Origin of the sequence: Shewanella sp. HN-41 (assembly GCF_000217915.1) — a bacterium.
Taxonomy (GTDB): Bacteria; Pseudomonadota; Gammaproteobacteria; order Enterobacterales; family Shewanellaceae; genus Shewanella.
The window spans coordinates 102,063-128,187 of record NZ_AFOZ01000013.1 but is presented as its reverse complement, the minus strand read 5'-3'; the positions used below and the strand labels follow the sequence as shown (position 1 = coordinate 128,187).

25 protein-coding genes are annotated in these 26,125 nt (G+C 46.9%); 9 read left to right on the top strand and 16 right to left on the bottom strand.

Going from position 1 to position 26,125, the window contains the following annotated elements:
- Positions 1-121: 121 nt before the first annotated feature.
- Positions 122-2,359: a PAS domain-containing protein gene (locus SOHN41_RS02185; protein ID WP_037457863.1), complete on the top strand. Its 2,238-nt coding sequence runs from the start codon at positions 122-124 to the stop codon at positions 2,357-2,359.
- Here SOHN41_RS02185 and SOHN41_RS02180 read toward each other — a convergent pair.
- The 3 genes from SOHN41_RS02180 to SOHN41_RS02170 all read right to left on the bottom strand — a co-directional run bounded on the left by SOHN41_RS02180 (position 2,340) and on the right by SOHN41_RS02170 (position 5,105).
- A complete protein-coding gene (locus SOHN41_RS02180; RefSeq protein WP_007645072.1) occupies positions 2,340-3,743 on the bottom strand; it encodes a hypothetical protein in 1,404 nt (467 codons plus the stop codon). The genes SOHN41_RS02185 and SOHN41_RS02180 overlap by 20 nt on opposite strands.
- Positions 3,744-3,838: 95 nt before the next feature.
- Positions 3,839-4,369: a hypothetical protein gene (locus SOHN41_RS02175; protein ID WP_007645069.1), complete on the bottom strand. Its 531-nt coding sequence runs from the start codon at positions 4,367-4,369 to the stop codon at positions 3,839-3,841.
- Positions 4,362-5,105 (bottom strand): winged helix-turn-helix domain-containing protein, encoded by a 744-nt coding sequence (locus SOHN41_RS02170; RefSeq protein ID WP_007645067.1) that lies wholly within the window; start codon positions 5,103-5,105, stop codon positions 4,362-4,364. The genes SOHN41_RS02175 and SOHN41_RS02170 overlap by 8 nt, the downstream gene beginning before the upstream one ends.
- Before the next feature lie 446 nt (positions 5,106-5,551).
- Between SOHN41_RS02170 and SOHN41_RS02165 the strand changes: the two genes are divergently transcribed.
- Positions 5,552-6,373, top strand: coding sequence for a hypothetical protein (locus SOHN41_RS02165; protein ID WP_007645063.1), 822 nt, complete (start codon positions 5,552-5,554; stop codon positions 6,371-6,373).
- Between the two features lie 10 nt (positions 6,374-6,383).
- Complete coding sequence (locus SOHN41_RS02160) at positions 6,384-6,908, top strand: hypothetical protein (protein WP_007645061.1); 525 nt, start codon at positions 6,384-6,386, stop codon at positions 6,906-6,908.
- A gap of 324 nt (positions 6,909-7,232) precedes the next feature.
- Here the strand turns inward: SOHN41_RS02160 and SOHN41_RS20010 are convergent, their stop codons facing one another.
- The 7 genes from SOHN41_RS20010 to tkt form a co-directional block, all read right to left on the bottom strand.
- The gene (locus SOHN41_RS20010; RefSeq protein ID WP_007645059.1) at positions 7,233-7,415 is read right to left on the bottom strand and encodes a hypothetical protein; all 183 of its coding nucleotides are present in this window, start codon (positions 7,413-7,415) and stop codon (positions 7,233-7,235) included.
- A gap of 166 nt (positions 7,416-7,581) precedes the next feature.
- Positions 7,582-9,051, bottom strand: coding sequence for a sodium:proton antiporter NhaD (gene nhaD / locus SOHN41_RS02155; RefSeq protein WP_007645057.1), 1,470 nt, complete (start codon positions 9,049-9,051; stop codon positions 7,582-7,584).
- A gap of 240 nt (positions 9,052-9,291) precedes the next feature.
- The gene (locus tag SOHN41_RS02150; protein ID WP_007645055.1) at positions 9,292-10,029 is read right to left on the bottom strand and encodes a DUF481 domain-containing protein; all 738 of its coding nucleotides are present in this window, start codon (positions 10,027-10,029) and stop codon (positions 9,292-9,294) included.
- 137 nt (positions 10,030-10,166) lie between these two features.
- Positions 10,167-11,234 (bottom strand): class II fructose-bisphosphate aldolase, encoded by a 1,068-nt coding sequence (fba, locus tag SOHN41_RS02145; RefSeq protein WP_007645053.1) that lies wholly within the window; start codon positions 11,232-11,234, stop codon positions 10,167-10,169.
- Positions 11,235-11,423: 189 nt separating this feature from the next.
- Positions 11,424-12,599 (bottom strand): phosphoglycerate kinase, encoded by a 1,176-nt coding sequence (locus tag SOHN41_RS02140; protein ID WP_007645051.1) that lies wholly within the window; start codon positions 12,597-12,599, stop codon positions 11,424-11,426.
- Positions 12,600-12,726: 127 nt separating this feature from the next.
- The gene (epd, locus tag SOHN41_RS02135; protein ID WP_007645049.1) at positions 12,727-13,743 is read right to left on the bottom strand and encodes an erythrose-4-phosphate dehydrogenase; all 1,017 of its coding nucleotides are present in this window, start codon (positions 13,741-13,743) and stop codon (positions 12,727-12,729) included.
- 128 nt (positions 13,744-13,871) lie between these two features.
- Complete coding sequence (gene tkt, locus SOHN41_RS02130) at positions 13,872-15,866, bottom strand: transketolase (protein WP_007645043.1); 1,995 nt, start codon at positions 15,864-15,866, stop codon at positions 13,872-13,874.
- A gap of 488 nt (positions 15,867-16,354) precedes the next feature.
- Between tkt and metK the strand changes: the two genes are divergently transcribed.
- The 3 genes from metK to SOHN41_RS02115 all read left to right on the top strand — a co-directional run bounded on the left by metK (position 16,355) and on the right by SOHN41_RS02115 (position 19,298).
- Positions 16,355-17,506 carry a methionine adenosyltransferase gene (gene metK, locus SOHN41_RS02125; protein WP_007645041.1) on the top strand — a complete coding sequence of 384 codons (1,152 nt, stop codon included), beginning with the start codon at positions 16,355-16,357 and terminating at the stop codon, positions 17,504-17,506.
- 465 nt (positions 17,507-17,971) lie between these two features.
- A complete protein-coding gene (locus SOHN41_RS02120; RefSeq protein ID WP_007645029.1) occupies positions 17,972-18,535 on the top strand; it encodes a hypothetical protein in 564 nt (187 codons plus the stop codon).
- A 73-nt stretch (positions 18,536-18,608) separates the two neighbouring features.
- Entirely contained in the window at positions 18,609-19,298 is a 690-nt protein-coding gene (locus SOHN41_RS02115) for a hypothetical protein (RefSeq protein WP_007645026.1), read from the top strand.
- Between the two features lie 57 nt (positions 19,299-19,355).
- Here the strand turns inward: SOHN41_RS02115 and SOHN41_RS02110 are convergent, their stop codons facing one another.
- Positions 19,356-19,706 carry a hypothetical protein gene (locus SOHN41_RS02110; protein ID WP_007645024.1) on the bottom strand — a complete coding sequence of 117 codons (351 nt, stop codon included), beginning with the start codon at positions 19,704-19,706 and terminating at the stop codon, positions 19,356-19,358.
- A gap of 28 nt (positions 19,707-19,734) precedes the next feature.
- Positions 19,735-20,283 (bottom strand): GNAT family N-acetyltransferase, encoded by a 549-nt coding sequence (locus tag SOHN41_RS02105; RefSeq protein ID WP_007645022.1) that lies wholly within the window; start codon positions 20,281-20,283, stop codon positions 19,735-19,737.
- 173 nt (positions 20,284-20,456) lie between these two features.
- Between SOHN41_RS02105 and SOHN41_RS02100 the strand changes: the two genes are divergently transcribed.
- Positions 20,457-21,470, top strand: a complete 1,014-nt coding sequence (locus SOHN41_RS02100; protein WP_007645020.1) for a GGDEF domain-containing protein — start codon at positions 20,457-20,459, stop codon at positions 21,468-21,470.
- A 17-nt stretch (positions 21,471-21,487) separates the two neighbouring features.
- Here the strand turns inward: SOHN41_RS02100 and SOHN41_RS02095 are convergent, their stop codons facing one another.
- The gene (locus SOHN41_RS02095; RefSeq protein ID WP_007645018.1) at positions 21,488-21,721 is read right to left on the bottom strand and encodes a hypothetical protein; all 234 of its coding nucleotides are present in this window, start codon (positions 21,719-21,721) and stop codon (positions 21,488-21,490) included.
- A gap of 70 nt (positions 21,722-21,791) precedes the next feature.
- On the opposite strand from SOHN41_RS02095, the gene SOHN41_RS02090 reads away from it, so the two are divergent.
- The gene (locus SOHN41_RS02090; RefSeq protein ID WP_007645016.1) at positions 21,792-22,208 is read left to right on the top strand and encodes an META domain-containing protein; all 417 of its coding nucleotides are present in this window, start codon (positions 21,792-21,794) and stop codon (positions 22,206-22,208) included.
- 54 nt (positions 22,209-22,262) lie between these two features.
- On the opposite strand, the gene SOHN41_RS02085 is transcribed toward SOHN41_RS02090, so the two are convergent.
- Together SOHN41_RS02085 and SOHN41_RS02080 are read right to left on the bottom strand one after the other, a co-directional pair.
- Positions 22,263-23,594: a dicarboxylate/amino acid:cation symporter gene (locus SOHN41_RS02085; protein WP_037457858.1), complete on the bottom strand. Its 1,332-nt coding sequence runs from the start codon at positions 23,592-23,594 to the stop codon at positions 22,263-22,265.
- A gap of 177 nt (positions 23,595-23,771) precedes the next feature.
- Positions 23,772-24,068 (bottom strand): hypothetical protein, encoded by a 297-nt coding sequence (locus SOHN41_RS02080; protein ID WP_007645012.1) that lies wholly within the window; start codon positions 24,066-24,068, stop codon positions 23,772-23,774.
- Positions 24,069-24,277: 209 nt separating this feature from the next.
- On the opposite strand from SOHN41_RS02080, the gene SOHN41_RS02075 reads away from it, so the two are divergent.
- A complete protein-coding gene (locus SOHN41_RS02075; RefSeq protein WP_007645010.1) occupies positions 24,278-24,721 on the top strand; it encodes a GNAT family N-acetyltransferase in 444 nt (147 codons plus the stop codon).
- Positions 24,722-24,800: 79 nt separating this feature from the next.
- On the opposite strand, the gene SOHN41_RS02070 is transcribed toward SOHN41_RS02075, so the two are convergent.
- Positions 24,801-26,096, bottom strand: a complete 1,296-nt coding sequence (locus SOHN41_RS02070) for a serine/threonine transporter (RefSeq protein WP_007645005.1) — start codon at positions 26,094-26,096, stop codon at positions 24,801-24,803.
- Positions 26,097-26,125 lie beyond the last annotated feature (29 nt).

Here is a 26,125-nt window from a genome sequence, read left to right as displayed (position 1 = left end):
CTCAATTGACTCCCCAAAATAACTTAAATGCCCTAAGTTACCCTAGCAACTTGCCACTGTCGTAACATTTCATTCGTGTTAACATAGCCAAATTAACAGTTCACCAACGCAAAATCGGCCCATGCTGAAGAAAAAACCAAGCATACATCCCCTAGCTCCGCTGCTATCTCTAACACAAGGGCTACATTGGTCCCACCAGCGCCTGCTGGCGGTCGCAAGCCAGCTGTCGATGCTCGTGATTGGCATGATCATTTTAACAAATCTTATCATCACCTTAGGTGAACGTCGGTTGCAGGAAGAATGGGCGACACAGAGGTATAGTGAGCTGCAAACGATAGGCACACTGATCACGGATAAAGTCGCTTTTCAGCAATTTAGGACCCAGCTATTTGCTAAGGATGAGCTGCTCAAACAATACCTCAAAAATCCAACCTCATCACAACAGCAGAAACTACAGGAGAGTTGGCAGGAACTGGTACAACATATCCCCGAACTATTGGGCATTGCTCTGTTCGACCCCCAAGGTAATTATAAATTTTCAACGGCCTCCAATTTTAGCAAAGATGCCTTACCTCCCGCGCTGTTAGGTTCGAGTCGTAATTTAGGTGGCAAAGAAATTTATACCTCCCCCCTGGAGTTCGTCCCCCTCGAGGGCATGCTCGAACCCTATATGTACCAACTGGCTTGGCTAGAAAAACCCGATCAAAGTTCTATGGGCTACCTCATTACTTACAATTCTATGGTGCAAATGCTAGAGGCTATAAAACCCGCATTTTCGAGTAATAAGTCGCCCATGTTAGTGCTCGACACCCAAGGATTACTCTATGCTGGCGTCAGTAACCTTGCGCCACTTCCCCATATGCCCGAAACCTTAGGCGCCAGTTTACGCCAGAGTTATCCTGCACTGTGGCGGGAAATGTCCATGAGTAACTTTGGCCAATTCCATGGTGAAGATGCCACCTTTGTCTACATCAAAGTGGAGTTAACCGCCCAACCTGAGCTACATCGTGATTACTTTTTACTGTCCTATATCCGTAATGAGGACATAGCCGCACGTTTCTCCCAGTGGCAAAACATAGTGATAGTTGCCGCCCTTATTCTCACTATGCTTGCGGCTTGGGTGATTTTGCTAAGTCATATGTATCGACTACAACACCGCTCCCGCCAATACAGTATTGATGTCGCCAATAGTTTATTTAACAGCGATATGGGCTTTATTTTGGCCAATGAGCATGCGCGTATTATCAGCGCCAACCCTAAAGCCGCCGAGTTTACCTTAGTGCCACTGGATGACCTCACTGACCGCAGTCTGCAACGCACCCTCAACTTGGATGATGTCACCCATGCCCAAATGATGGATCAAGTGTACCGAAGCGGTGAATGGTCGGCCCAGTTATCACTCGAAAGTATCGATGGTCCGACGCTCAAAACACGTGTGCGTCAAGCGCCGCGAATTAGCCGAGGTTTGCCAAACTTATTGGTGACCTTAGAAGATATCAGCGAGCTTACCAGCAGTAGACAACAGGCCTTTTTAAGCGACTTGCTCTGCGATAATACTGTGGCAACGGCATTGACGGACGCAACTGGAAAGCTCATCAAAATCAATCCCGTATTCGACCAACTGATGCAACTAAACGGTGATTTAAACCATGATTTAGCCTCACTGCTCGCCAATGATCTAGGCAATCAATGGCCGAGAATCACCGCGCAGATCAGCATGCAAGGCCAATGGCAAGGGCAAATACTCTGCTCACCGAACCTGCGCCACTCCAACTGTTTGCAGGCAACACTCAAGGGGCATGTGGCGGCTGATGGTGAAATTGACTATATCGTCTGCACCCTTGAACAAGCGGCCGATCGAATTAGAGGCCCCGAGCAACGCAGCTTTGTCCCCCATCGCAGCACCATTCTACTCAATTTGCCGGACTTAGAGCGCTACTTCACTTCCCTTACGGTGCAGAGTCGTAATCACTCCAGCTTACTACTTATGGACATAAATCCAGAGGGAATGCTGAGCCACATGAGCGACATAGATCAACTTGAGACTCGCCAACAGGAAGTCGAAGTTCAGCTTTTACTCGAGATCCCTGCCCATTACCAGATTTTACATTGGCAGTTGGGTAAGTTGATTGTGATATTGCCAGATACGGATGCGATCCAAGCCCATCACTTCGCCCTCAATACCATGGAAAAGCTGAACAGTAATGGCTTAGGGGAAGGAATTAGCATTGGTATCGCCAGCTATCAGGAAGGTCAAACCTTAGAGCAATACCTTAGTAATGCCGAAGTGGCGCTCAAGCGAGCAAAGCAGAATAACGATCAAAATATAGGTCAAGCCTTTACTCGTCATCATCCTTAGAGGTTGGCGAATTTATCGAGTCAGGCAACTGACTCTGGGTAATTTCAATGATGGCAGAGCGGTTCATTGTGATCTTGTAGCGGAAATATTGTGGAACCTCTCGCCCATCCCGTAGCACTAAAATCAAGTTCACTTGATAGCGTCGCTCCACGGATTCATGGCTGATTTTTCCTTCCAATTCCTTATAAATTTTTGCCTTACCCCGCTCTAAGTAGCGGGCAAAGGGCACAAAACTGAAATTGACTTGTTCTTGAATAGTCGAATAACCCGCCTGGAATTCACTCTGATTCACTTTAGTGGCGATCTTATAATGTAGGATCTCAGCGTCGACCTTATTTTGGCTATGCCTGTGCTTGAGGATCTCACTGACCTTATCGGGCAAATCCTGCTGGCGCATAAATTCTAGCCACACTAATTGCTTCGCAATGACAGCCTGACTGGTCGTATCCCGCAAAATACGGCTCCAACGGGGGCGACCACGTTGGATAAAACGCCACATCGCATTGCGCACATCATCCTTAAAGATTTCCCTAAAACCGTAAATCACCGCGAGCGTCAGCACGAGTGCGATTGTAAAACCACTGAATGCCCCCTGTGCCTCGATGATCAGTGCCGAGACGACAAGCATCACTAAGGCAGTCGCCAACCCCGTGGTAAATTTCTTAAGGCCAATCCCCAGCGGCTTTAACTCTTCTTTCAGCACAACCCCTTGCTGGATCAAACGACGTAGCAGCAACATCTTATTCGAAATACGGTTAGGATCTTGCTTAGTTTGAGTCGAGTTGTAATTGTTAGCGTCCCGATAGGCACACTCATTTCGACAGAGAGTCAACACCCGCTCTTGGATATCATTGAAATCACTGCTGCGCGTCGCATAGGCGAGCACTTTAAGCAATTGTTGCTCACAAAACCATGACAGGTAGTTATCGGCATTTTCGAAGTAGGACTTCCACTTAGGATCGCCGGGCTCATTGCGGCGAAACTTTTTCAGCAACTGAGTAATTTGCTCGCGCAGCTCATCGAGGGCGAAATAAAAGTGGGTTACATCGGTAATTTGACCGAGTTCCTTAACATCGTTTTCAACCGCAACTGCAAACTGATAGGCAAATAAGTTTAAGTACAATCTAAACTCTTCGACGGTACGACGGTTAAGACTAGCAAATCGACCTTGCACTAAGGGCAAGTGTAAACCTTCGGAATAATAGGAACGTCGCCCAACAATTGAGCTGTAATAGTATTCTTCTTCGTTTAAGGTATGGGAGCCTATACCCATTTCCTTTGGCAAAAAGAAATAGAGGTCTAGTTGGCGATTGTCCCCCTTTTCCATCTGATGGCTGAACTTAATCGACAGGGATTCTTCTTGCTTTACACGTATCTTAGACACAAAAACCTGTTACGCCCTTCACTAAATGGACCCATCAGCGGCAAAACTGTGGAAATAAAACATAATCTAAACTGAAACTAACCTAAATACACTGATTAAATTCGGCTATTTACGATCCGGCAACCGCAGACAGTATTGCTTGGCTGAAACAAAACGACGGCATAATCTTTGCTGGCATCACTGTGGAGTATTTCAATGCTCATATTGTGTTTGCCAGATTCGCTAAAGTGTAAACTGCTGATATATGAGAGGTACTTCATATGCTCGGGCCAAGCCTTCTTATCTAGGTCCTCTGATTCTGTCTTGGTTTTGACCGAAACATTATAGGTCATACTGTTAGGCTCCATGCTCTGCACTTCTCCCTGCATTAAGATCATGCCCGCACTGCTACCATCGAGGTTAAAATAGCGATAGTTAATCTGAGCATTACCCGATGAGATAAGCACATCCACTAACAGATAAAACTTACCGTCATCCTTGAGTTGTCCGTGGCGGTCGAACAGTTCAGAACTGCAATTGAGGATCACCGCCTTATTGGAAGCCGACTGTAGATAGATCACCCCACAGGCCGCAATTAAGGCCGATAGGATAGTCAAGTTAATCGTCCATTTTAGCCATTTAGCCACAGATCCCAACCTCCAACAGCCACTTCACATCGATAAACTCTCTAGGGCGTCTTAAATCGCTAATTTTGAGATTACGGATGACGGACTGTCCAAGCTTGTCACCCCGCATCGTAATATTAAGCACTTGTTTATCATGGGATAAAGAAGAGTAAACCTCAGACCAATCACTACTACCGCAGGCAATTATCCCTTGGCCCAGACGCTCTCCCAGTTCAAACAGTAAGGTATTATTGGTCTTCGAATTCGCATAGAGGTGCAGGCGTACATGTTGGCCCGAGGCTAAAGGCAAATCAGTGGACATTAACGGCTCGGTCGGCACACTGTGGTCAATTCGGTTAAGATAGAAAACAGTGAATGCCAGCATAAATCCAAATACTAACAATACACTCCACCAAGGCAAGGATTGCAATCTAGGGTAATGAAAACTCTTAATCCGCCGCCCATGGGCACTATGCAATAGATAACCCTGCCCCTTCACCGTCTCAATCAGACCTTCATATTGGGGGCCGAGAAAAGAGCGGATCATAAACACTGCCCGCGCCAATGATGTATCAGTCAAGGGAGGATGTTCGCCGTCACCAGTTTTAAGCACATGCTTTGAAACAAGTTTTCCTTGATGTTCCACCAGTAAACTGAGCACCTGTAACTCGGCACGGGGAAGGTGCCAAGACTCGTTGTGGGACTGTTCGGTCAGCAAGCCTCGCTCACGGTCAAACCAGCAGCCGCCCAATTGCATATACCTTTCCTCAAACCGACAACATTCAGATGGGAGTCTATGCAAGATTACTAATGATTACTGTGATCTTGCTAACCCAAGGACGCAATTAGTTAAATTTCGTGACGAGCCCCCTAGGCGCCTAAAATTAAGCGAAAATCAGCCTAAGCTCACAGCAATAAATACCACTAAAGGAAATAGAGATGATGTATAAATGCGCATAAATCTGCACAAATACCACAAATAACAAGAGGTAAGTCACATTTTAATCGTGTTAATGAATAATATAAAAAGCGTTTAACCCTATAAACCGATTGTATTTACGCTTTGTGGATGCCGAACAACCAAGAGTATATCCCCCGCCTCAAATCACAATATTTATTCCTCTTCCCCCTAAAATCGAGTCCATCAACTCAACTTTACCATTTGATATATAAAAACAATGACCAAAAAAGAGGATAGATAAAATGAGTATTAATCGACGTCAAGCACTCAGCCGTATTATTGGTATCAGCACCGCCGCTGCAGGTGCAACCCTGATGGGAACTTCAGCCTTTGCGGCTACCAATGCGGATGGTCAGTACCAACTCGCACTGGGTGAAAAGCTCAAATACGTGCCACTCGATCCAATGGCCACAGCCAAACTCGCCTATGAAACAGGTGGCGGCTGCATGCATCAAGTGTTTCATTCGGTTATCACTATGCTAGCGCAATCTAATAGTGCCGATGTGGACAAATTCAAAACCATTCCCACGGCCCTCGCGGGCTATGGTTTTGCAGGGGTCACAGGCCAAGGCACACTTTGCGGCAACCTCAACGCCATCGGCATGTTAGTCAATATATTAGATGATATTAACGGTCAAAATAGTGCGATCATCTCCAATACTTTCCGTTACTATGAAAACACCACCTTGCCACTATCCACCCCCGAGTTTGTCGCGGGTATCGGCTCTACTGCGGAAAAGACAGCCCTAGTCGGTAGCTCATCGAAAGCCATGAGCGTGCTGTGTCACTCCTCTATCAGTAATTGGTCGCGGGCATCTGGCCTAGCCTTTGCCCAAAAAGGTGAGCGCTGCTATCGTCTATCGGCCTCTATGGCTTATTACCTCGTAGAACTCCTAAACCGTGCCTATCAGGGTGAGAATATTGGCGCCTTACCGGGTAGTAAACCTTCCCTAGAGGCCCAGGATTGTCAAACCTGCCATGGCAGTACCGGCACCTTAGGTTCGGCGGCAAGCGTTAAAACCGATATGGAATGCACCACTTGCCACACTGGACACTTCAATTAAGGAGGCAGTGATGAAATACCCATTACTTGTATTAACCCTAGGTACACTCGCCCTTGTCGGTTGTGGTAGCGACGATGATAAATCCGAGGAAGTGACGCCTCCGCCGCCACCTCCACCAGTCGAAGCCACAGTCAGTGTCGATGAGGCCACCCAGATTAATCTGGCCGTAGATCAGTTTGATCCCAACACCGGCAGCTTAGTCTTTTCACTGACCGATGCTAATCAGGCGGCTATTACCGCCGCCAAAAGCTATGATATTTATTACTTTGGCTTTCCTGACAAAGATAAGGCCTCTGCCAATCCTAAGGCATGGAAACGCTGGCACGTGACCCAAAGCTATCGCTGCCAGAGCCAAGGTGAATGCAGTGGTAACTTGACCGAAGTGAAGAATGGCCAGTATCAGTTTGAAATGGCCGGACTCGATTGGCAGCAACAGGATCCAAGCGGCGCAGTGTCCCAAATTAAAGTCGCGATTCAGATCTATGGTGCTAAGGCCAATAACGAGCTGACATTAGTCCAAGTGACACCACAGTAGTGACACAGTAACCCCCCCCCTCTCATCGCCTCCCAAAAAAGGCATCCAGTTGGATGCCTTTTCATTGTCCAAATTAATGACGCCTACAGGCCCATAAATGACCGCTGGGATAAAACTTCATAAGGGCATGATCGTTTAGGGAGTCCATATCGACAATCGCATATCAAAACTCATTCTGCACAGCTCTAATAAGGCTTTATGTACCTCGGCGTGCATGAGTTTAGGCACTTCAGTCTGTAATAGATCCATCTACAACTTGGCCTGTTCTAGGTTGAGTTTATAGGTAATAGCAAGAGGCTCTAAGACTGACTTTTCTGCGGCAAATCAGCGCCACCAAGTCTTGTCCATCCCGCGCATAGCGATAACGTCATGAAACCACTTTGCCCAACGGGGGACTTCCCAGAGAGAGTATTGGGAATTCACCGCACTTAATAACCAGCTGCGTCCAGAAGCCGAATTCAATCGCACTTGTTCCGGGGCATTAAACCAACAAGCACCTATTTGCATCCCGGCCTCTTTCATTATTTTACTTGAGGCCGAGTATACAATTTGAGCTAAAACAACGCAGTGATCTTAATGCCACCTAACATGGTTAGATGAATAATCTGCGAAACAAATCAATAAAACAATTAATGCTAAAAACAACAACAGATACAATGTGTTCCATTGATTATTAGAACATTGCCGCATTGAGCCACATATGTACTAAAATGCTCGCAACATAACCCAAAGCGATCACTGGCGCCCAACGTAAGTGGGCACCAAAGGTATAAATCCCCCTCGCCTGTCCCATTAAAGCCACCCCTGCCGCACTGCCGATCGACAATAAACTGCCCCCCACTCCCGCTGTCAGTGTCACTAATAGCCATTGGCCTAAGGCCATATCTGGGTTCATGGTCAGCACAGCAAACATCACGGGGATGTTATCAATAACCGATGACAATAAGCCCACGGCGATGTTGGCATAGGTAACGTCCCAGTGTGAATACATGGCCTCGGACACTAAGCTTAAATATCCCATAAAACCTAGGCCACCCACGCACAACACCACACCGTAAAAGAATAATAGGGTATCCCACTCGGCGCGGGAAATTCGGTTAAAGACATCGAAGGGCACCACACTGCCGAGTTGCTGCAGACGTAATTGGTCCTGTCTTAACTCGGCCTTTTCACGTTCACGGGCAACCGAACGATCGAAGGTTTTACGCAGATAGAAGCCAAAGAATTGCAGGAAGCCTAAGCCTGTCATCATCCCGAGTACGGGCGGCATGCCAAGGAAAGAATGGGCACAAACCGCACTCGCAATTGTCAGCAGGAATAAGCCCACTATCCGTTTCGCCCCATGTTTAGTGTAAACATGCTCTTTTTCAGGCTCAGGCACGAAATGTGGGATAAACACACTCATAATGGCCGCAGGCAACGCAAAATTCACAAGGGCAGGAATAAACAAATGGAAGAAATCGCCAAAGTGCACTAGGCCCTTTTGCCACACCATCAAAGTCGTGATATCACCAAAGGGGCTGAAGGCTCCGCCCGCATTTGCCGCCACCACTATGTTGATACAGGCAAGGGTAATAAACTTGCGCTGCCCAGCGCCGACTTTCATCACGACGGCACACATCAGCAGTGCAGTGGTCAGGTTATCCGCAACGGGAGAGATGAAAAAGGCCATAAATCCTGTTAACCAGAACACTGTCCTTAGACTAAAACCACGTCCAATTAACCAACTGCGGATAGCATCGAATAGATTGCGTTCTTCCATGGCATTGATATACGTCATCGCCACCAAGAGGAAGAGTAATAGCTCGGCATATTCTAATAGATTGTGCTTAAAGGCTGCCTCAGATACCTCTGACATGCCATTTTGCACATACACAAAGCCTATCATGCCCCAGATAATCCCCGCCGCCACCAACACAGGTTTGGATTTACGCAGGTGCAGTGACTCCTCCGCCATGACCAATAAATAAGCAATAACAAACACACATAGGGCAATATAGCCGACGGCTGCGGCGGTTAGATTAAGTCGTTCGGTTCCTTCTGCTGTAGCCCAAGCTGCAGGAGAGAATCCGCTCAATATTGCAATGCAGAACAAGCTTAAAAAAGCCACTCCACTGTTTTTAAACAACCGCAGTAATTTCATCAAAGTTCATCTCTTGGTGGAAAATCAATTCAAAAATTACCATAGCTTAGGGATAGCAAATGTTGATAAAACGCAATTTTCTATGCATTACCCGATAACTACAGGCGCTTAAAACATTAATTTTTATATAACTACAGCACTAGCTAATAAAGAATCAATGCAGGTACTGTCAACTTAGTCCAAAAACAGCCGATAAAAAAGCACCTCTCGGTGCTTTTATGTTGATTTCAATCACATTGATTAGAACGAATAGAGCAGTGTCATATTGGTTTCTGTATCAGTGCTTTTCTTATCGTCCAATGGCTCACTGTTGTAACGCACGATAATCGCAAACTTCATCGCTAAAGCGCCGATGATATTGGCGGTCAGCGAAGTTTCTGAACGCGCATCTAATTTATCGCCATAGTCGGCAACAAAACGCTGTTGAAATTTAGAGGTATCGGTGATTTCAGTTTCAAAGTTGATCACGCCATGGGCAACGACGCTGTCGTTCGAGTCAGTGCCTTCTAAGACGGCCTGCTCCGAATCGAGACGTTGATAGATATAACCGGGACCGATTTCAACATCTAAGAAGGTCTTGCTGGTGTCATAGAGTCTGTGGCCATAACCCGCTGCACCAGACATTGTGTAGTCATAACCAGTAAAAGGATCGACTTCGTAGTTAGCGTTGGCAAACAGATAGCTGCGATCCGTCATCTTATAGTTGCCTTGGGCGCCCGCTAAATAACGTTTAGCAGTCACTTCACCCGTATCTTCTTTGTACAAACCCTCTAAAAGATATTGGTTTTCCCAGTCACCCAACTCGTGTTTTAGGCTTAAGCGGCCCTTATAGGATGAGGTATCTGTGTTACCTGTAGTTAAGGTTGCACCTAACTCGGCCTCACCTGCGAATGTCTTATCGCCTTTAACAAAATCGGCTCCCGCATTGGCCATCAATGGCGCAGTCATTAATAGCGCTGCGGTCAGTGCTTTCTTCATGTTTATCCGTTCCTATTGCGTTTTATCCCCTAAAAAATCTGCGCAATACTAACATTTACGATTAAAAAATGAAAATTAAGCGGTTTTTTGCATAAAAAAACCCGCTAAAAAGCGGGCTTTTAAAGAGGCTTTAATGCTTATAGGTTGATCTTAGGATCTAAAGCACCCGATTGATAAGCCTTGTACATTGCTTGTAAAGACAATGGCTTAATCTTAGAGGCTTGACCGGCACAACCGAAGGCTTCGTAGCGGATAGTACAGATATCTGCCATCGCTTCCATAGAGGCTTTTAGGAACTTACGTGGGTCGAACTCGCTTGGGTGTTCGGCCAAGTATTTACGTACCGCACCGGTAGACGCTAAGCGCAGATCGGTATCGATATTCACTTTACGCACGCCGTGTTTGATACCTTCAACGATTTCTTCTAATGGCACGCCGTAAGTTTCAGGAATTTGACCACCATATTGATTGATGATCTGTAACCATTCTTGCGGCACTGAAGAAGAACCGTGCATCACTAAGTGAGTGTTAGGAATGCGAGCATGGATTTCTTTGATGCGGTCGATACGCAGTACATCACCCGTTGGTTTACGGCTGAACTTGTAAGCTCCGTGGCTAGTACCAATCGCAATCGCCAACGCGTCAACATGGGTATCGGCAACGAAGCGAGCCGCTTCTTCTGGGCTGGTCAGCAGTTGGTCGTGGCTTAATACGCCTTCTGCGCCAACACCGTCTTCTTCACCGGCAGTACCAGTCTCTAAGCTGCCTAAGCAACCAATTTCACCCTCTACAGACACACCACAGGCGTGGGCGAATGCAACGGTTCTGCGAGTCACATCGACGTTGTACTCGTAGGAAGCGGGGGTTTTACCGTCGGCCATTAATGAACCGTCCATCATCACTGAGGACATACCCAGTTGGATAGAACGCTGACAGATGTCAGGATCGGTACCATGGTCCTGGTGAATACAGACAGGGATATCCGGATACTGTTCAAGGGCGGCGGTCATCAGATATTTTAAGAACTGAGGACGAGCATATTTGCGCGCACCCGCAGAGGCTTGCACGATAACAGGGCTGTCGGTCGCTTCCGCCGCCTGCATGATCGCACGCATCTGTTCTAAGTTGTTTACGTTAAACGCAGGCACACCGTATCCATGTTCTGCCGCGTGATCGAGTAGTTGTCGTAGGGAAATTAACGCCATTTTTTAACTCCAATAATAGGGTGACTGTCACATTCTGCAACGCTTGGTCACCGAGGTCGCTATCGTTTGGATGGATTTTTATGCCCATTCCCTACTAATTCCTTAGAGGGATGGGCGGTTTTTATAATTTTTATAACAGCTTAACTAGCTTATTCGCGGCGTCTTATGCGCCGCGTTATTCGTCTTTACTTAGGCACCACGCTGTTCGAGCATAGCCACTGCGGGTAATTCTTTACCTTCGAGGAACTCGAGGAAAGCACCGCCACCGGTGGAAATGTAAGAAACCTTATCGGCAATACCGTATTTATCCACCGCCGCTAAGGTGTCACCACCACCGGCAATAGAGAAGGCTTTTGAATCGGCAATCGCTTGGGCAATACGCTTAGTGCCTTCGCCAAACTGGTCGAATTCGAACACCCCCACAGGGCCGTTCCACACGATAGTGCCCGCAGATTCAATAATTTTCGCTAAAGCTTCGGCGCTATCTGGGCCGATATCGAAAATCATATCGCTATCGCCAACATCACTCACCACTTTTAAGGTAGCAACCGCAGTTGGGCTAAACTCGCCGGCAACCACTACATCGGTAGGCACGGGAATATCACCACCGCGGCTTTGGGCATTAGCCACTAAACGCTTAGCTTCATCGATCAAATCGGCTTCGTACAGTGACTTGCCGACGTTATGACCCGCTGCAGCGATAAAGGTGTTAGCGATACCACCACCAACCACTAATTGATCCACTATGCCAGATAAGCTTTCTAATACAGTCAGCTTGGTCGACACTTTAGAGCCGCCAACAATCGCCACTAATGGGCGCGCGGGGTTATCTAAGGCTTTGCCTAAGGCATCTAACTCTTGGGCCAATAATGGGCCAGCACAGGCGATAGGCGCGTGTAAGCCGACACCATTGGTTGAGGCTTCGGCGCGGTGAGCGGTGCCGAAGGCATCCATCACGTAGACATCACACAAAGCGGCCATTTTCTTAGATAGCGCTTCGTCGTTTTTCTTCTCGCCTTTGTTGAAGCGAACGTTTTCAAACACCACCACTTCACCCACAGCCACTTCAACGCCGTCTAAATAGTCGGTCGCTAAACGCACTGGACAAGACAGCGCCTTGGCTAGGTAATCGACCACAGGCTGCATTGAGTATTCGGGATTGTATTCACCTTCAGTTGGGCGACCTAAGTGTGACATCACCATCACTGCAGCGCCTTTGGCAAGGGCTAGCTCGATAGTAGGGAGGGAGGCTCTAAGGCGCGCATCACTGGTGACGACGCCGTTGCTCACAGGCACATTGAGATCTTCACGGATAAGCACACGCTTACCTTGGAGATCTAAATCTGACATATTGATAATTGCCATGGTAACGCTTCCTTTTATAATCAAAAAAACAAACTGGTTTCACATCAGTCGGTTTGAATTCACCGCTAGGCACTCGACATCCCGTCGAATTGGCAGCAAACCCGCCCCCACTGCTAAAGAATTTTTGTCAGCCCTTTGGAGCCGCAATCATAGCTAAACTCGTATCCAGCATACGATTAGCAAAACCCCACTCGTTATCGCACCACAGCAGCAGCTTCACCAGTTGGCCCGCACTCACCCGGGTCTGGGTACCATCGACAATACTGGAACGGGGATCATGGTTAAAATCACATGATACTAAAGGCTCATCAGTATAGCCTAAGATGCCGTTAAACCGTCCATTAGCGGCCAATTCTAACACTTGATTGACGGTAGCAATATCCACTGTTTTCGCTAAAGTGACTGAAAGATCGATGGCGGTCACATTGATGGTGGGAACCCGCACCGAAATCGCCTCAAACTTGTCTTTCATGTGCGGCAGAATACGTTCGATACCGCGGGCAAGTTTAGTATCAACAGGGATAATGGATTGGCCAGCGGCGCGAGTACGACGCAAATCATCATGATAGGCATCAATCACTTGCTGATCGTTCATTGCAGAATGGATAGTGGTAATGGCACCGCTTTTCACCCCAAAGTGTTTATCGAGCACATCGATAACCGGGACGATACAATTTGTCGTGCAGGAGGCATTAGAAACCACAGTGTGCTCGGCGCGCAGTAAATTGTGGTTCACGCCATAGACAATAGTGCCATCCACATCGGCCGACGAGGGATGGCTAATCAGCACCCGTTTAGCGCCCGCATGAATATGGGCCTCGCAGCTTTGGCGATCTAAGATTGCGCCCGTGGCTTCATAGACGATATCAATATCCATCTCGCGCCATGGCAATTTTGCGGGATCCGCTTCATGGAGAATTTGAATGGCATCATCGCCGATCAGCATATGATCATCGACTAGCTTAACTTTATGCGCAAAGCGACCGTGGGTTGTGTCGTACTGGGTCAAATGAATAATGGCTTCAGGCTTAGCCAACTCGTTTATCGCGACAATCTGTATTTGTTGACGTTTTCCCGACTCATATAAAGCTCGAAGAATAGAGCGGCCAATACGACCATAACCATTGATTGCGACTCGGATCATTGAGGTCTCAACTTCCTCTTAACAATACAGCATAAACAAAAACGGCCTGCAAACGATTGCAGGCCGCATTATACAGATTAACAGTTCAAAAGTTTAACCTTTTGTATTTAATCTAATCCCTTAAGCTATTAGCCTAATGATTTTGCTGCATTCAGCACATTTTCAACGGTGAAGCCGAAATGGTTCAGCAGTACATTGCCAGGAGCCGACTCGCCGAAAGTCGTCATACCAACGACAGTGCCTTCGAAACCAACATACTTATACCAGAAATCGGTATGAGCCGCTTCGATAGCGACACGCTTAGTCACTGCTTTTGGCAGTACAGACTCTTTATAAGCCGCATCTTGCTTATCAAACTCAGTGTTTGAAGGCATAGAAACCACGCGCACTTGCTTACCTTGCTCGGTTAATGCAGCGGCGGCATCCATCGCTAATTGCACTTCACTACCGGTCGCGATCAGGATCAGCTCTGGTGTACCAACACAATCCTTAAGCACGTAAGCACCTTTCGCCACATTGGCTAACTGCTCACTAGTACGCGCTTGAGCTTTAAGGTTTTGACGGCTGAAGATCAGTGACGTTGGCGCATGACGACGTTGAATCGCGGCTTTCCAAGAAACGGCAGTTTCAGCCGCATCACAGGGGCGCCACACGGCCATATTTGGCGTCATACGTAAGTTGGCTAATTGCTCAACTGGCTGATGGGTTGGGCCGTCTTCACCTTGACCGATAGAGTCATGGGTGTAAACGAAGATGTTCTGAATGCCCATCAGCGCAGACATACGCACCGCATTACGGGCGTATTCCATAAACATCATGAAAGTCGCGCCGTAGTTGATGAAGCCACCGTGGAGTGACACACCGTTCATGATGCCGCTCATACCGAACTCACGCACACCGTAGTACACGTAGTTACCCGCAGCATCGTCTTGAATGCCCTTAGAACCTGACCATAGGGTTAGGTTAGAACCCGCTAAGTCGGCGGAACCGCCAAGCAGTTCAGGCAACATAGCACCAAAGGCTCCGATGGCATTTTGTGAGGCTTTACGGCTCGCAATGCCTTCGGCTTTATCTTGGCAAGCTTGGATAAAGGCCTGCGCCTTCTCTTCGAAATCGGCAGGTAATTCACCTTTCAGCACACGGCGTTCGTACTCGGCAGCCAGCTCTGGATAGGCTTTCGCGTAGGCAGCGAATTTTTCGTTCCACGCCGCTTCACGGGCAGCACCAACTTCTTTTGCATCCCAACCCGCATAGACTTCGGCGGGGATTTCGAATGGTGCGTATGGCCAGCCCAAGAATTCACGGGCCGCAGCAATTTCTGCATCGCCTAATGGTGCACCGTGGCAATCGTGGCTGCCAGATTTGTTTGGCGAACCAAAACCAATAATGGTTTTGCAGCAGATCATGGTTGGCTTGTCGGTCACCGCTTTCGCCGCTTCGATAGCCGCGCGAATCGCATCGCTATCGTGGCCATCGACGTTAGCAATTACATGCCAGCCGTAGGATTCGAAACGTTTTGGCGTGTCATCGGTGAACCAGCCTTCTACATGGCCGTCGATAGAAATGCCGTTGTCATCCCAGAATGCAATCAGCTTGCCTAGACCTAAAGTACCGGCAAGAGAACAGGCTTCGTGGGAAATACCTTCCATCAAGCAGCCATCGCCGAGGAAGCAGTAAGTATAGTGGTCGACAATATCATGGCCATCACGGTTAAACTGCGCCGCTAGTGTTCTTTCGGCAATCGCCATACCCACAGCGTTGCTGATACCCGCACCTAATGGGCCTGTGGTGGTTTCAACACCAGGGGTATAGCCGTATTCTGGGTGACCAGGGGTTTTTGAATGCAACTGACGGAATTGCTTCAGCTCATCCATTGGCAAGTCATAACCCGTCAGGTGAAGTAAAGAATAAATCAGCATTGAGCCGTGGCCATTAGAGAGGATAAAACGATCTCTATCTACCCATTTTGGATTGTTCGGATTGTGCTTAAGGAAATCATTCCACAGCACTTGCGCAATATCTGCCATGCCCATTGGGGCGCCGGGGTGGCCTGAGTTTGCTTTTTGAACTGCATCCATACTTAACGCACGGATTGCGTTGGCGAGTACTTTACGGGAAGACATGCTCTCTCCTGCTTAATTTGTGGGGTCTAGCGGGCAATTTGGACGCATATTTTCCCCTACATAAAGGGATGACGCAAACGAAAAATGCACACAAAGGCTTAAGTGGGGGCATTTAAAAGCGATATGGAACCGGCATTCTGACAATAAAACGCCTCAAATCGACAACATTTACATTACATAGCATTTAATAAGACCATTTTATGCACCTCAAGTCCGGCTATCGGCAAGGTAAAAAACCTCTATACTTTGAAGGCCCACATGAAAGGCCCAGATTTATGCCAAATGGAAATGACATAAATAATTAAATAAATTCAAAATATTAAATGTACTTCCCAAGCCAGTAGCCCCCTTCGCAATTTGGGGTATGCCTCACTTTACACACAAATATTTAGCTTAGGGGGTGTCATCAAAGTGAAATTCCACTAAAATAGCCGTCTAGATGTAGATGCTTCTACACGTTTGAATGCTAACGACGAGATTTTCCTACTATGGCAAAGCACTTGTTTACTTCTGAGTCGGTCTCAGAAGGTCATCCCGATAAGATTGCAGATCAGATTTCTGATGCTGTGCTAGACGCAATTCTGGCTCAAGACCCAAAAGCACGCGTGGCGTGTGAAACTTATGTCAAAACCGGCATGGTATTAGTAGGTGGTGAAGTCACTACCTCTGCCTGGGTTGATATTGAAGAGCTAACCCGTAAAACGGTTCGTGAAATTGGCTATACCCATTCAGATATGGGCTTCGACGCCGATTCTTGCGCCGTATTAAACGCCATTGGTAAACAGTCTCCCGACATTAATCAAGGTGTTGATCGCGCAGATCCTAAAGAGCAAGGCGCCGGCGACCAAGGGCTGATGTTTGGTTATGCCAGCAACGAAACTGATATTCTGATGCCTGCACCTATCACCTATGCCCACGCATTAGTGAAGCGCCAATCAGAAGTCCGTAAAGACGGCACTCTGCCATGGCTGCGCCCCGATGCGAAAAGCCAAGTCACCTTCGCCTACGAAAACAACAAGATTGTCGGTATCGATGCGATCGTGCTTTCAACCCAGCACAGCCCTGACATCGCCCAAGCAGATTTGATCGAAGGCGTGATGGAAACCATCATCAAGCCGGTTCTACCTGCCCAGTGGTTAAGCAAAGACACTAAATACTTTATCAACCCAACCGGCCGTTTCGTTATCGGCGGACCTATGGGTGACTGTGGTTTAACCGGTCGTAAGATCATCGTTGATACCTACGGCGGTATGGCGCGTCATGGCGGCGGAGCTTTCTCGGGCAAGGACCCATCGAAAGTTGACCGTAGCGCGGCATACGCTGCCCGTTATGTGGCGAAAAACATCGTTGCTGCGGGTCTGGCTGACCGTTGTGAATTGCAAGTGTCCTATGCTATCGGTGTGGCAGAGCCAACATCAATCAGCATCGAGACCTTCGGTACGGGTAAAGTGTCTGAAGAAGTGCTGATCAAGTTAGTCCGTCAACACTTCGATCTGCGCCCATATGGCCTGACTGAAATGTTAAATCTGGCTCGCCCAATTTATCAGGCAACGGCCGCTTACGGCCACTTTGGCCGCAACGAGTTCCCATGGGAAGCGACGGATAAAGCCGAAGCACTGCGCGCTGACGCGGGTCTGTAGCCCTAAGACATCCCACGCTTTACGATTAAGCGCCATAAAAAACCGCCATTGGGCGGTTTTTTTATACCTGTTTAACCCCTTAGCCAATCCCAAATAGCACTTTTTTGAGTATTTTCTATTTCTTATTAATCAGGCGATTATAAAGGCGAGATAATTATACTCACGCTTACCCAATAGCATCTTTTTTCAATCTAAGCTGTTGAATATCAAGTTAGTACCTGGACTCAAAAACCATTTATCTAGCCACTTAGCACTGCAATTAACATCGACAAAAGACATTTGATTTTGAAACACAGTCAACTACGCTTATGGGCACTGCGAGATATCTCTTTGCAGTCACTACGGGTTTTACTTTGACAGGGAAGTCGAGAACAACCTCAGCTCTATTTTCCCTAGGTATAAGTAAAACAAACATGTCACTCTATGCTGGCATAGCCAGTTACTGTTCGAATAAGGATATTCAAAATGACTAGTTTGAATTTTATCGCCCCACATAATCAAATTGCTTTTGCTGCCCCAGAAAGAAACAGCACGGGGGTTTCCTCTTGGAAAGTTTCGACTAAGCGCGGTACCCAATCAGGTTTGGGAGTCTCGGTCTCAGGTGCCGGAGCTTGGGCCAAACTAGATGGTACAATGAAATTCAAAATTCGTAGTTTAGATAACTCAAAAACCTACGACATGATGAAAAAGGAATACCACATCGGTGGAGGTGTAAGCGCGTTCTGGAGCTGGTTAGGTATTTCGGCCAATGCGGAAACCCATAAAGAAGAAATTCACGAAGTCTTCAAAGAAGTTTCAAACTCGCAGGAAGTCGATGGTGCAGCCAATGTTAGCCTTTATGTTTCGGGCCAATATCCTAATGTGCAGGTAGATGCGTCAGGCTATGTGTTAATTATGCAAATTGAGGACAGTTCTGGTAATACTTACAACATGATGTCAGCGGGCGACCCAGCTAGCGATACTGGTGCGCAAGATCAAAACGGTAATGCATTACCGAGTAAAGATAACAACAGTACTATTACCTTGTAGCTACCAGCAGCATAGATAGCCATATCATCGCCCCAGCTCGATGTCTGGGGCGTATTTTGAGAAAATAACTCACATGTATATTGTCACACTCCCCCAAGATCTGATTCAGCGCAATCATTTGATTCTCGCATCATCGGGTGAAAAACGTTTAAAAACTGATGAAAAACAGTTAATAACACCACCAAACACGGCTTCAATGCTAAGTGGTACAGTCTATCAAGGGTATAATCAGGTATATGCGCAACTGACTGCTGGCAGCCAAGGTTCAATTGAACTCCACTTTGAGCTTTCAATTCCCAGTCTTTCGGCTGCAACCTTTGCATCATACCGTGACGAAATTAGGCAAATATTATCCCCAGAGGATGAATTACACATTGCGATTGCAGCAGGGATTAAACCTCCACCACCCCAAGCAGCAACTAAAATGGCGAATTATGGATTACAACTGTTTGCACAACAGATAGTCAAAGGGGTCAACATCACCGCACACAGTATCAGCTTTAATGCGTTTTCGTCCTCAGCAGATTGTCAAAAAATACTGTTGAGTATGCGTCAACTAGCTGTAGTACAAGTCCAATTTTCAGGTTCACTCGCATTAAGTTCACACTTAACCACAACACAAAATCTAGCGGTATATTTACCAATCACATCGATTGTTTTCGGTGACGGTTTAACGATTCCATTTTCAGCTTATGCCACAAATGCACTTATCACTGAGACGCCACAGCAACAATTAACTATCCCCGAGCATTTCTGGTCCTAAGCAACTGTCGTCATAAGTAGATTGAAGAGCCTCGTAATCAGTAGCCTTATATTGACATTAGCAATGGTCAAAATGGGCGTTTTGCATGCAAAGTAGACCCAGCTGCTCCTGGGATAAAATGGCGCACTCCAGTGGCTTCATAGTGTTGACTCGGCTTGCTTGTTCCTCGGTTAGCCGTGTTACCGCCGCCGAATAGGCATTGGTTCTGCCGCAATCGAGCCAAATATTGCCAACTTGTACCCCATAATGCAGTGTTTGCCCTGAGCCCGAGACAAACTCAACTTCGAATCCCTTCGCCTCACAGCCATGGTGAGCGCACTCAGATAGGACCAGTCTCAGATTATCCCAAGCCGATAGAGTGACCCCGGTGTAGGCCGCCAATAAGGACTCAACAAATTGTATACTCACGCATTTACCTCCAAGGTAATCTAAGCGATTACCGCAGTGTTTCTGCCACCATTAAATAATAGTCTCTGGCAGAGACAGTGAAAAAGTCCAAAACTTGCATCTTGGCCTTACCTGAATGGGCGGCAAAGGAGCGCTCATTATCTTCGGCAATAAAGGTCAGCATATAGCTAAAATGGGGAGCTACTTGGCGGCAAATTTCACTGACTAACGCCTCGAAAACCCCTTGTCCACGGTAGGTTTGTTGCACCCAAATAGGTCCGTATTGGCAAGAGTTTGCCTTAGTTAATTTAGGCCCATGCCAATCGAGTTGGGGTAAACGATTCAGCAAGGTACGGTAAATGGGCCAAGCCTCGAAAAATCCCCAACGGCCAGCAATCACATACCCCATAATCCGCCCTTTATCTTCGGCCACGACAATCCAATGCTTAGTGATTAATTCGGTCAATTCCGTGCGGTTAAATGCCTGTCCTTCGAGCCCCATAGCTGAAGGAGACAGTTCGTCATTAAGAAACGTTTTCTCTAATAGCACTAATAAATCAACGTCTTGAACTGTTGCTGGTCGAATATTTACTGTCATTCTATTTACTCAAGATAGTGAGCTATCTGGCTGGCGGCGCGCCAGTATACAGTAAGCGGATCGCATCCTAATAATAGATGCACAAAAAATGATGTTTTTTTATCCTATAGGTTTGCTAATTATCCTTTTGTTTCCCAAACTTAATGCATATTTAGCGACTGCTAGGCGACTTTATGCTGCCCGATACTATCAATCCAAATGTGAGCCTGCTCGACAGTGACCATCAACAAGTCAATTTTGGACGTTGGATGCACCAATGCGAATTGATCAAAAGCTTCTATAACGCCACCAGCGTGTTTGTGCTCCAATCGATTAACTCAGGTTTTGAGATTATCGTCAGCTCCATAAGTGAAACCCCGCTCTTCACTTCTGGCACCCTCTATCCGCTAGACTTTCCCCTCTTTAAACAGTGTGTTTATAGTAAGCCAGAGGGAGATTATCAAAATCTATCGCGGTTTATGCTCGATGAATTACCGCGGGATTTTGATGGCATACAGTCTATTCTCTCACGCCCCATCACTTGGCCCGATGGCAGCCAGTTTGGGGCGTTATGCGTACTCAACCCACACATGACAGATCCCCTAGGCAATGCCGCTATGTTGGAGCCATTTCAGATCTTGTTGCAACAGGATCTCTCCCTCTTGTGTCAGTACCATCGCATCGAATCCCTTTCCATGCGCGATCAAGAAACCGGCATGCTCAATCATTATGGTTTCGTGATGATGGCACCAAGGCAGCTCAACTTGGGCCGACGCTTTGGCGCCCATGCGGGGATTATTTTCTTTGAATTACAATGTCCTAAAAACACAGAAAAGCCCCTTGAAGAAAAACACCATAGATTACTCGGTAACTTGATCCAAGATACGATACGCACCGCCGATATTGCCGCACATTACACTGCCACTCAGTTTGTTGTGTTGGTATTTGTGGATAATGAGCGGGATGTTCTGCATATTATGAAGCGCGTCGAAAAGCAGTTAGAACAACAAAACCATGCACTTAAACTCGATAGCAGTTATAGTTTTTTTACCCCAGAATCGAGCGCCAAACTCGCACCTATGATGGAGGATGCCCGCTGTAAATTAAAATCCATGTCCCCAGAGCCAGTGCCAAAGGTTAGTAATCAGGAACAAGGGATTAATGCCAAGCTTTATGATAATCCCGCGGCAGACTCGGCCGAGCTGTAAACTGTGCCTCAGTGTTATTATTCGTTGGACTCTGCATCCTGACGTTTTGCCCATTGAACAAACAACACCACTGGATAGGGCGACATCAGTACAAGCCCTAAACCAATCAACGTTGAGATTAATAACATGCCGCTGATCTCTTGACTCCATTGGGTCAACAGATAGATCCCAATCCCGCAAACTAACATCAATACGCCTAACCAATGTAAAAACTTCAACAAATTCATAATACTTTTAATTGGGTCTACCATATAAACCTCTTTAGATCTCGGGCTAAACTTGTACACTATGAACATAGACATGGAACAAGGAACTGAGACAATGTTAAAGCAAACATTCATTTTAGGTGCATTCGCATTGGGATTAACTGCCTGTCAGAGCGCAGATACAGTCAAAAACGACACTATCCCACTACAGGGCAGTTGGTATATTGAGGCGGTTCAAGGTCAGCCCACTATCGATTACAGCCCAGCACAAATTACCTTCGACGCCGAAGGTAAACTCCATGGCAACAACAGTTGTAATAACTTTTTCGGCCAATACACTCAGCAGGGGCAAGAACTTAAGCTTATGCCCGCTGGGAGCACAATGAAAGCCTGTGTCGATGCCCTAATGCAACAAGAGCACAAAGTGATGCAAGCCATGCCACTCGTCGCCAAAGCAAAACTGCTGCAGGGTCGCCTCACCCTATTGAGTAACGACGACAAACCTGTGATGGTGTTAAGCCAAATCAAATAAGCCTAAATCTAAAAAAACCGCCAATGGCGGTTTTTTTAGATCCAATATCATAACTTAGGCTTTGGCATTCTTCGCCGCCGCATGTTCGATTGCCGCATTTTGCTCGGCGAACACAGCGCTTTGTGCCATATCGGCATTGTAATGCTCGACATCGAGTTCATCTTCAGACTTGGCAATCACAGTCGTTGCCACGAGATCGCCCGATACGTTAACGACTGTCCGTGCCATATCCAGAATACGGTCAATACCCGCAATGAGCGCCACCCCTTCTAAGGGCAAACCCACGGTTGAAAGCACTAAGGTCAGCATGACTAAACCGGCACCAGGGACACCCGCCGTCCCGATGGAAGCCAACGTCGCGGTTAAAATAATGGTCAGATAATCCACCCAAGTTAAATCGATACCGAAGGCCTGCGCCACAAACAACGCTGTCACCCCTTGGTATAAAGCCGTCCCATCCATATTGATCGTGGTGCCAAGGGGCAACACAAAGCTCGAAATCTTTTTATTAACCCCGAGATACTCGCTGGCACACTTCATACTGGCGGGCAACGTACCCGCCGAACTTGAGGTAGTGAAAGCCACCGCCATAGCATTACTAATGCCCTTGAAGAACTGCAAAGGGTTCAGCTTAGCAAATACACGTAACACAATACTGTAAAAGCCTAAAACATGAATAATACAGCCTAGATACACCGCAATAATCACCTTAATCAGCGGCCATAACATCTCAATGCCATATTCCCCCGCGACCCATGCCATTAGGCCAAATACGCCGTAGGGGGCGAGTTTCATCACCATATCGGTAAGCTTGTACATGGCCTCGGCTAAGCTCTCAAACACTTTGACAGCAGGTTTGCCATGGTCGCCAATCAGAACCAAAGCTATGCCCAAAGCCACTGCAAATACAATCACCTGTAAAATTTGGCCGCTTGCCAACGCGGCAACGGGATTGGTTGGCACTATGTCAATAAGGGTTTGCATCACCGAAGGGGCTTCCTTCACCGTCTGCACCGCATCATGCTGTAATAACGGGACGCCAGCACCGGGCTGAATAACATAGCCCACCACTAAACCTAAGCTGATCGCAATCGCAGTGGTACAGAGATAAAATGCAAAGGATTTGAAGCCAATCCGCCCCATCTTGGCGGTGTCTTCCATAGAGGTCACGCCCACAATTAACGAGCAAAATACCAAGGGCACAATCAGCATCTTAATGGTATTGACGAAGAGCGTGCCTATCGGTTTTAAGTAAGTCGCCTGTTCACCGAGCACCACACCAACGCTAATGCCCAACACCATACCGACAAAAATTTGTAGCCATAACGGCACTGACATCCAAAAAGACCAAGCTCGGCCTAACGCTGATGACCTCTGTTTTGACATGTTTTTAACCTTGAATTTTAAATGATGATATGGCGTGCCCTATCCTTGGCGGCACTAATTTAAGCCTCTAAATTAGCTAACCGCCGAGTCTAGCATAAGGGATAAAAATCTAAGGATGATCTGCATCACGTTGATGCCAACCGCTGCAAAATACACCAAGGTGTAGAAACAAAGCACCTAAGCCTCAAAATATCCCGTATTCACTGGCGGGGCAATTTGTTGGCGGTAAAGCGCGGCCGGAGGTTGCTCACGCTCGATTAAATAGCTCCAATAATCATCATCAAAGCCGCTAAAGAGTGACTCGGATCCTCCCTGTGATTTGAGTATGAGCCACCACCAAACTAGACCCCACAATCCAAACGTCAGTAAGGTTAGAATAAAATGCAATCCATGGTTAATCTGCTTATCTTTTTTGACATCGTAGACGTGCAAAAATCGGGGTTTAAAGCGGCGACTAGACTTAACGAATCCCATAATCGGCTCACAAAATTAAAGGTAGAAAAACCTAATACAAGCCTAGCAGATTAGACTTTAGTCGTACAAAGTTTCACCATTAAAAGGTGCAATCACAGGCAAATCCCTAGCCTACTCGTTATCCCAGTGGGTTCCATGCTAAAGTGAGCCGCCCCAATTTCTTACCCAACAAGAGCGGTATTATCGAATAACCGCCGAGGAGATTTTATATGTTGATCCGTAAAGCTAAAGCACAGGATCTTACCGCCTTAGTACAATTTAATCAGGCGATGGCCCAAGAAACCGAAGGCTTGGCCTTAGATGAAACGACGCTTACTCAGGGGGTGAGCACCTTACTCAACCATCCAGAAAAAGGCTTTTATCTTGTGGCACAAATCGCTGAAGAGATTGTGGGCTCGCTCATGGTGACATTCGAATGGAGTGACTGGCGCGCCAAGGATTATTACTGGATCCAGAGCGTGTATATTCGCCCGCAAAATCGTCGCCAAGGCATTTATGGCAAACTTTATAGTGAAGTTAAACATTTAGCCGAAATCAATGGCGGTGCCGCAAGTTTCCGTTTATATGTCGAGCAGGAAAATCTGAGTGCGCAGCAAACTTATCAAGCGCTGGGGATGAAGCAAAGCTACTACCTGATGTACGAAGAAAAATAAGTTATTCAACACATTGTCTATAAAAAAACAGGATCGAGCCTATGGCTAAATCCTGTTTTTTTACGGCTAAAAACCTAAACTAACGGAAGAAACCAAACAGAATCGCCGTCATAGCCAACAGACCCGCTATCACTACAAAAATATTGCTGATCCGGCCACGGTAAGCCTTTAAGGCTGGCACTTTATACACTGCATACATAGGCATTAAGTACAGAATCGCCGCAATAATTGGTCCACCTAACGCCTCGATCATCCCGAGAATACTGGGGTTTATAATGGCAACAGCCCAGATAGTCGCAAACATAAATACCAGAATAAACTTGTTAATTTTTCGCTCTGGGATCGTTTTATTGCTAGAGCGTAGCTGTTTAACAATAATGCCCTTCATCCCTTCGGTCGCGCCCATATAATGCCCAAAGAAAGAAGAAACAATCGCAATAAAAGCAATCAGCGGGCCAAAATAGCTCACAAAACCACTGTTATGTACGTTTGCTAGGTAGGACAGAATCGGCAGGTTTTGTGCTTTTGCATCGGCGAGTTGCTCCGGTGATAGGGACAACACACAGGAGAACACAAATAACATCACAAAGCCGACTAACATCATGGAGGTATTGCGTAAAATCACATCGGCCTTACGGGCCGCATTCGCCCCATGATCACGTTTTAAGGAGACCGAAAACTGTGAAATGGCAGGAGAATGATTAAAGGCAAATACCAGCACAGGAATGGTCAACCATACGGTGCCTAAAAAAGCCCCGGCCTCTGGCACGACCTGCAGCGCATCCATTTTCCATTCTGGGATTAAATAAATCGACATAAATGCCAAAATCCCCACCAGCGGATATACCAGTAGCTGGGTCACTTTGAGCATAAACTTCTCGCCAGCGACCATGACCGCCATCATCCCGAGGATCAACACGCCAGAGAGCAGAAAACGCGGAGGTGAGGCCATACCCAATTGATTCACAATAAAGCTATCAACCGTATTGGTTATACCCACGCCATAGATTAACACTATGGGATAAATGGCGAAGAAATACAGCAAGGTAATGGCTTTACCCGCGCCAATACCAAAATGTTCTTCCACCACTTGAGTAATATCACTGCCAGGAATGCTCGATGAGCACACAAACCGTGAAAGGCCGCGGTGGGCTAAATAGGTCATAGGACCTATGATCGCAGCCATGAGCACTAGCGGCCAAAAACCGCCCATACCCGCATTGATAGGTAAAAACAAAATACCAGCACCGACTGCGGTACCAAATAAACTCAGCATCCAAGTGGTGTCTTGGCGTGTCCAAGATAAACCTCTTGTTGTGTCCTGTTCCTGCGTACTTTGGGGTGTTCCAAGAACACTGGTCGCATCTTTTTGCATATAAAAGTTACCTTACGGTGTGACTGGCA

What these genes read in the sequence shown, in the direction of transcription:
- SOHN41_RS02185 (WP_037457863.1), top strand. Translation starts at nt 122, where the DNA reads ATGCTGAAGAAAAAACCAAGCATACATCCCCTAGCTCCGCTGCTATCT.
- SOHN41_RS02170 (WP_007645067.1), bottom strand. Translation starts at nt 5,105, where the DNA reads ATGCAATTGGGCGGCTGCTGGTTTGACCGTGAGCGAGGCTTGCTGACC.
- SOHN41_RS02165 (WP_007645063.1), top strand. Translation starts at nt 5,552, where the DNA reads ATGAGTATTAATCGACGTCAAGCACTCAGCCGTATTATTGGTATCAGC.
- SOHN41_RS02160 (WP_007645061.1), top strand. Translation starts at nt 6,384, where the DNA reads ATGAAATACCCATTACTTGTATTAACCCTAGGTACACTCGCCCTTGTC.
- SOHN41_RS20010 (WP_007645059.1), bottom strand. Translation starts at nt 7,415, where the DNA reads ATGCAAATAGGTGCTTGTTGGTTTAATGCCCCGGAACAAGTGCGATTG.
- nhaD (WP_007645057.1), bottom strand. Translation starts at nt 9,051, where the DNA reads ATGAAATTACTGCGGTTGTTTAAAAACAGTGGAGTGGCTTTTTTAAGC.
- SOHN41_RS02150 (WP_007645055.1), bottom strand. Translation starts at nt 10,029, where the DNA reads ATGAAGAAAGCACTGACCGCAGCGCTATTAATGACTGCGCCATTGATG.
- fba (WP_007645053.1), bottom strand. Translation starts at nt 11,234, where the DNA reads ATGGCGTTAATTTCCCTACGACAACTACTCGATCACGCGGCAGAACAT.
- SOHN41_RS02140 (WP_007645051.1), bottom strand. Translation starts at nt 12,599, where the DNA reads ATGGCAATTATCAATATGTCAGATTTAGATCTCCAAGGTAAGCGTGTG.
- epd (WP_007645049.1), bottom strand. Translation starts at nt 13,743, where the DNA reads ATGATCCGAGTCGCAATCAATGGTTATGGTCGTATTGGCCGCTCTATT.
- tkt (WP_007645043.1), bottom strand. Translation starts at nt 15,866, where the DNA reads ATGTCTTCCCGTAAAGTACTCGCCAACGCAATCCGTGCGTTAAGTATG.
- metK (WP_007645041.1), top strand. Translation starts at nt 16,355, where the DNA reads ATGGCAAAGCACTTGTTTACTTCTGAGTCGGTCTCAGAAGGTCATCCC.
- SOHN41_RS02120 (WP_007645029.1), top strand. Translation starts at nt 17,972, where the DNA reads ATGACTAGTTTGAATTTTATCGCCCCACATAATCAAATTGCTTTTGCT.
- SOHN41_RS02115 (WP_007645026.1), top strand. Translation starts at nt 18,609, where the DNA reads ATGTATATTGTCACACTCCCCCAAGATCTGATTCAGCGCAATCATTTG.
- SOHN41_RS02105 (WP_007645022.1), bottom strand. Translation starts at nt 20,283, where the DNA reads ATGACAGTAAATATTCGACCAGCAACAGTTCAAGACGTTGATTTATTA.
- SOHN41_RS02100 (WP_007645020.1), top strand. Translation starts at nt 20,457, where the DNA reads ATGCTGCCCGATACTATCAATCCAAATGTGAGCCTGCTCGACAGTGAC.
- SOHN41_RS02095 (WP_007645018.1), bottom strand. Translation starts at nt 21,721, where the DNA reads ATGGTAGACCCAATTAAAAGTATTATGAATTTGTTGAAGTTTTTACAT.
- SOHN41_RS02090 (WP_007645016.1), top strand. Translation starts at nt 21,792, where the DNA reads ATGTTAAAGCAAACATTCATTTTAGGTGCATTCGCATTGGGATTAACT.
- SOHN41_RS02085 (WP_037457858.1), bottom strand. Translation starts at nt 23,594, where the DNA reads ATGTCAAAACAGAGGTCATCAGCGTTAGGCCGAGCTTGGTCTTTTTGG.
- SOHN41_RS02080 (WP_007645012.1), bottom strand. Translation starts at nt 24,068, where the DNA reads ATGGGATTCGTTAAGTCTAGTCGCCGCTTTAAACCCCGATTTTTGCAC.
- SOHN41_RS02075 (WP_007645010.1), top strand. Translation starts at nt 24,278, where the DNA reads ATGTTGATCCGTAAAGCTAAAGCACAGGATCTTACCGCCTTAGTACAA.
- SOHN41_RS02070 (WP_007645005.1), bottom strand. Translation starts at nt 26,096, where the DNA reads ATGCAAAAAGATGCGACCAGTGTTCTTGGAACACCCCAAAGTACGCAG.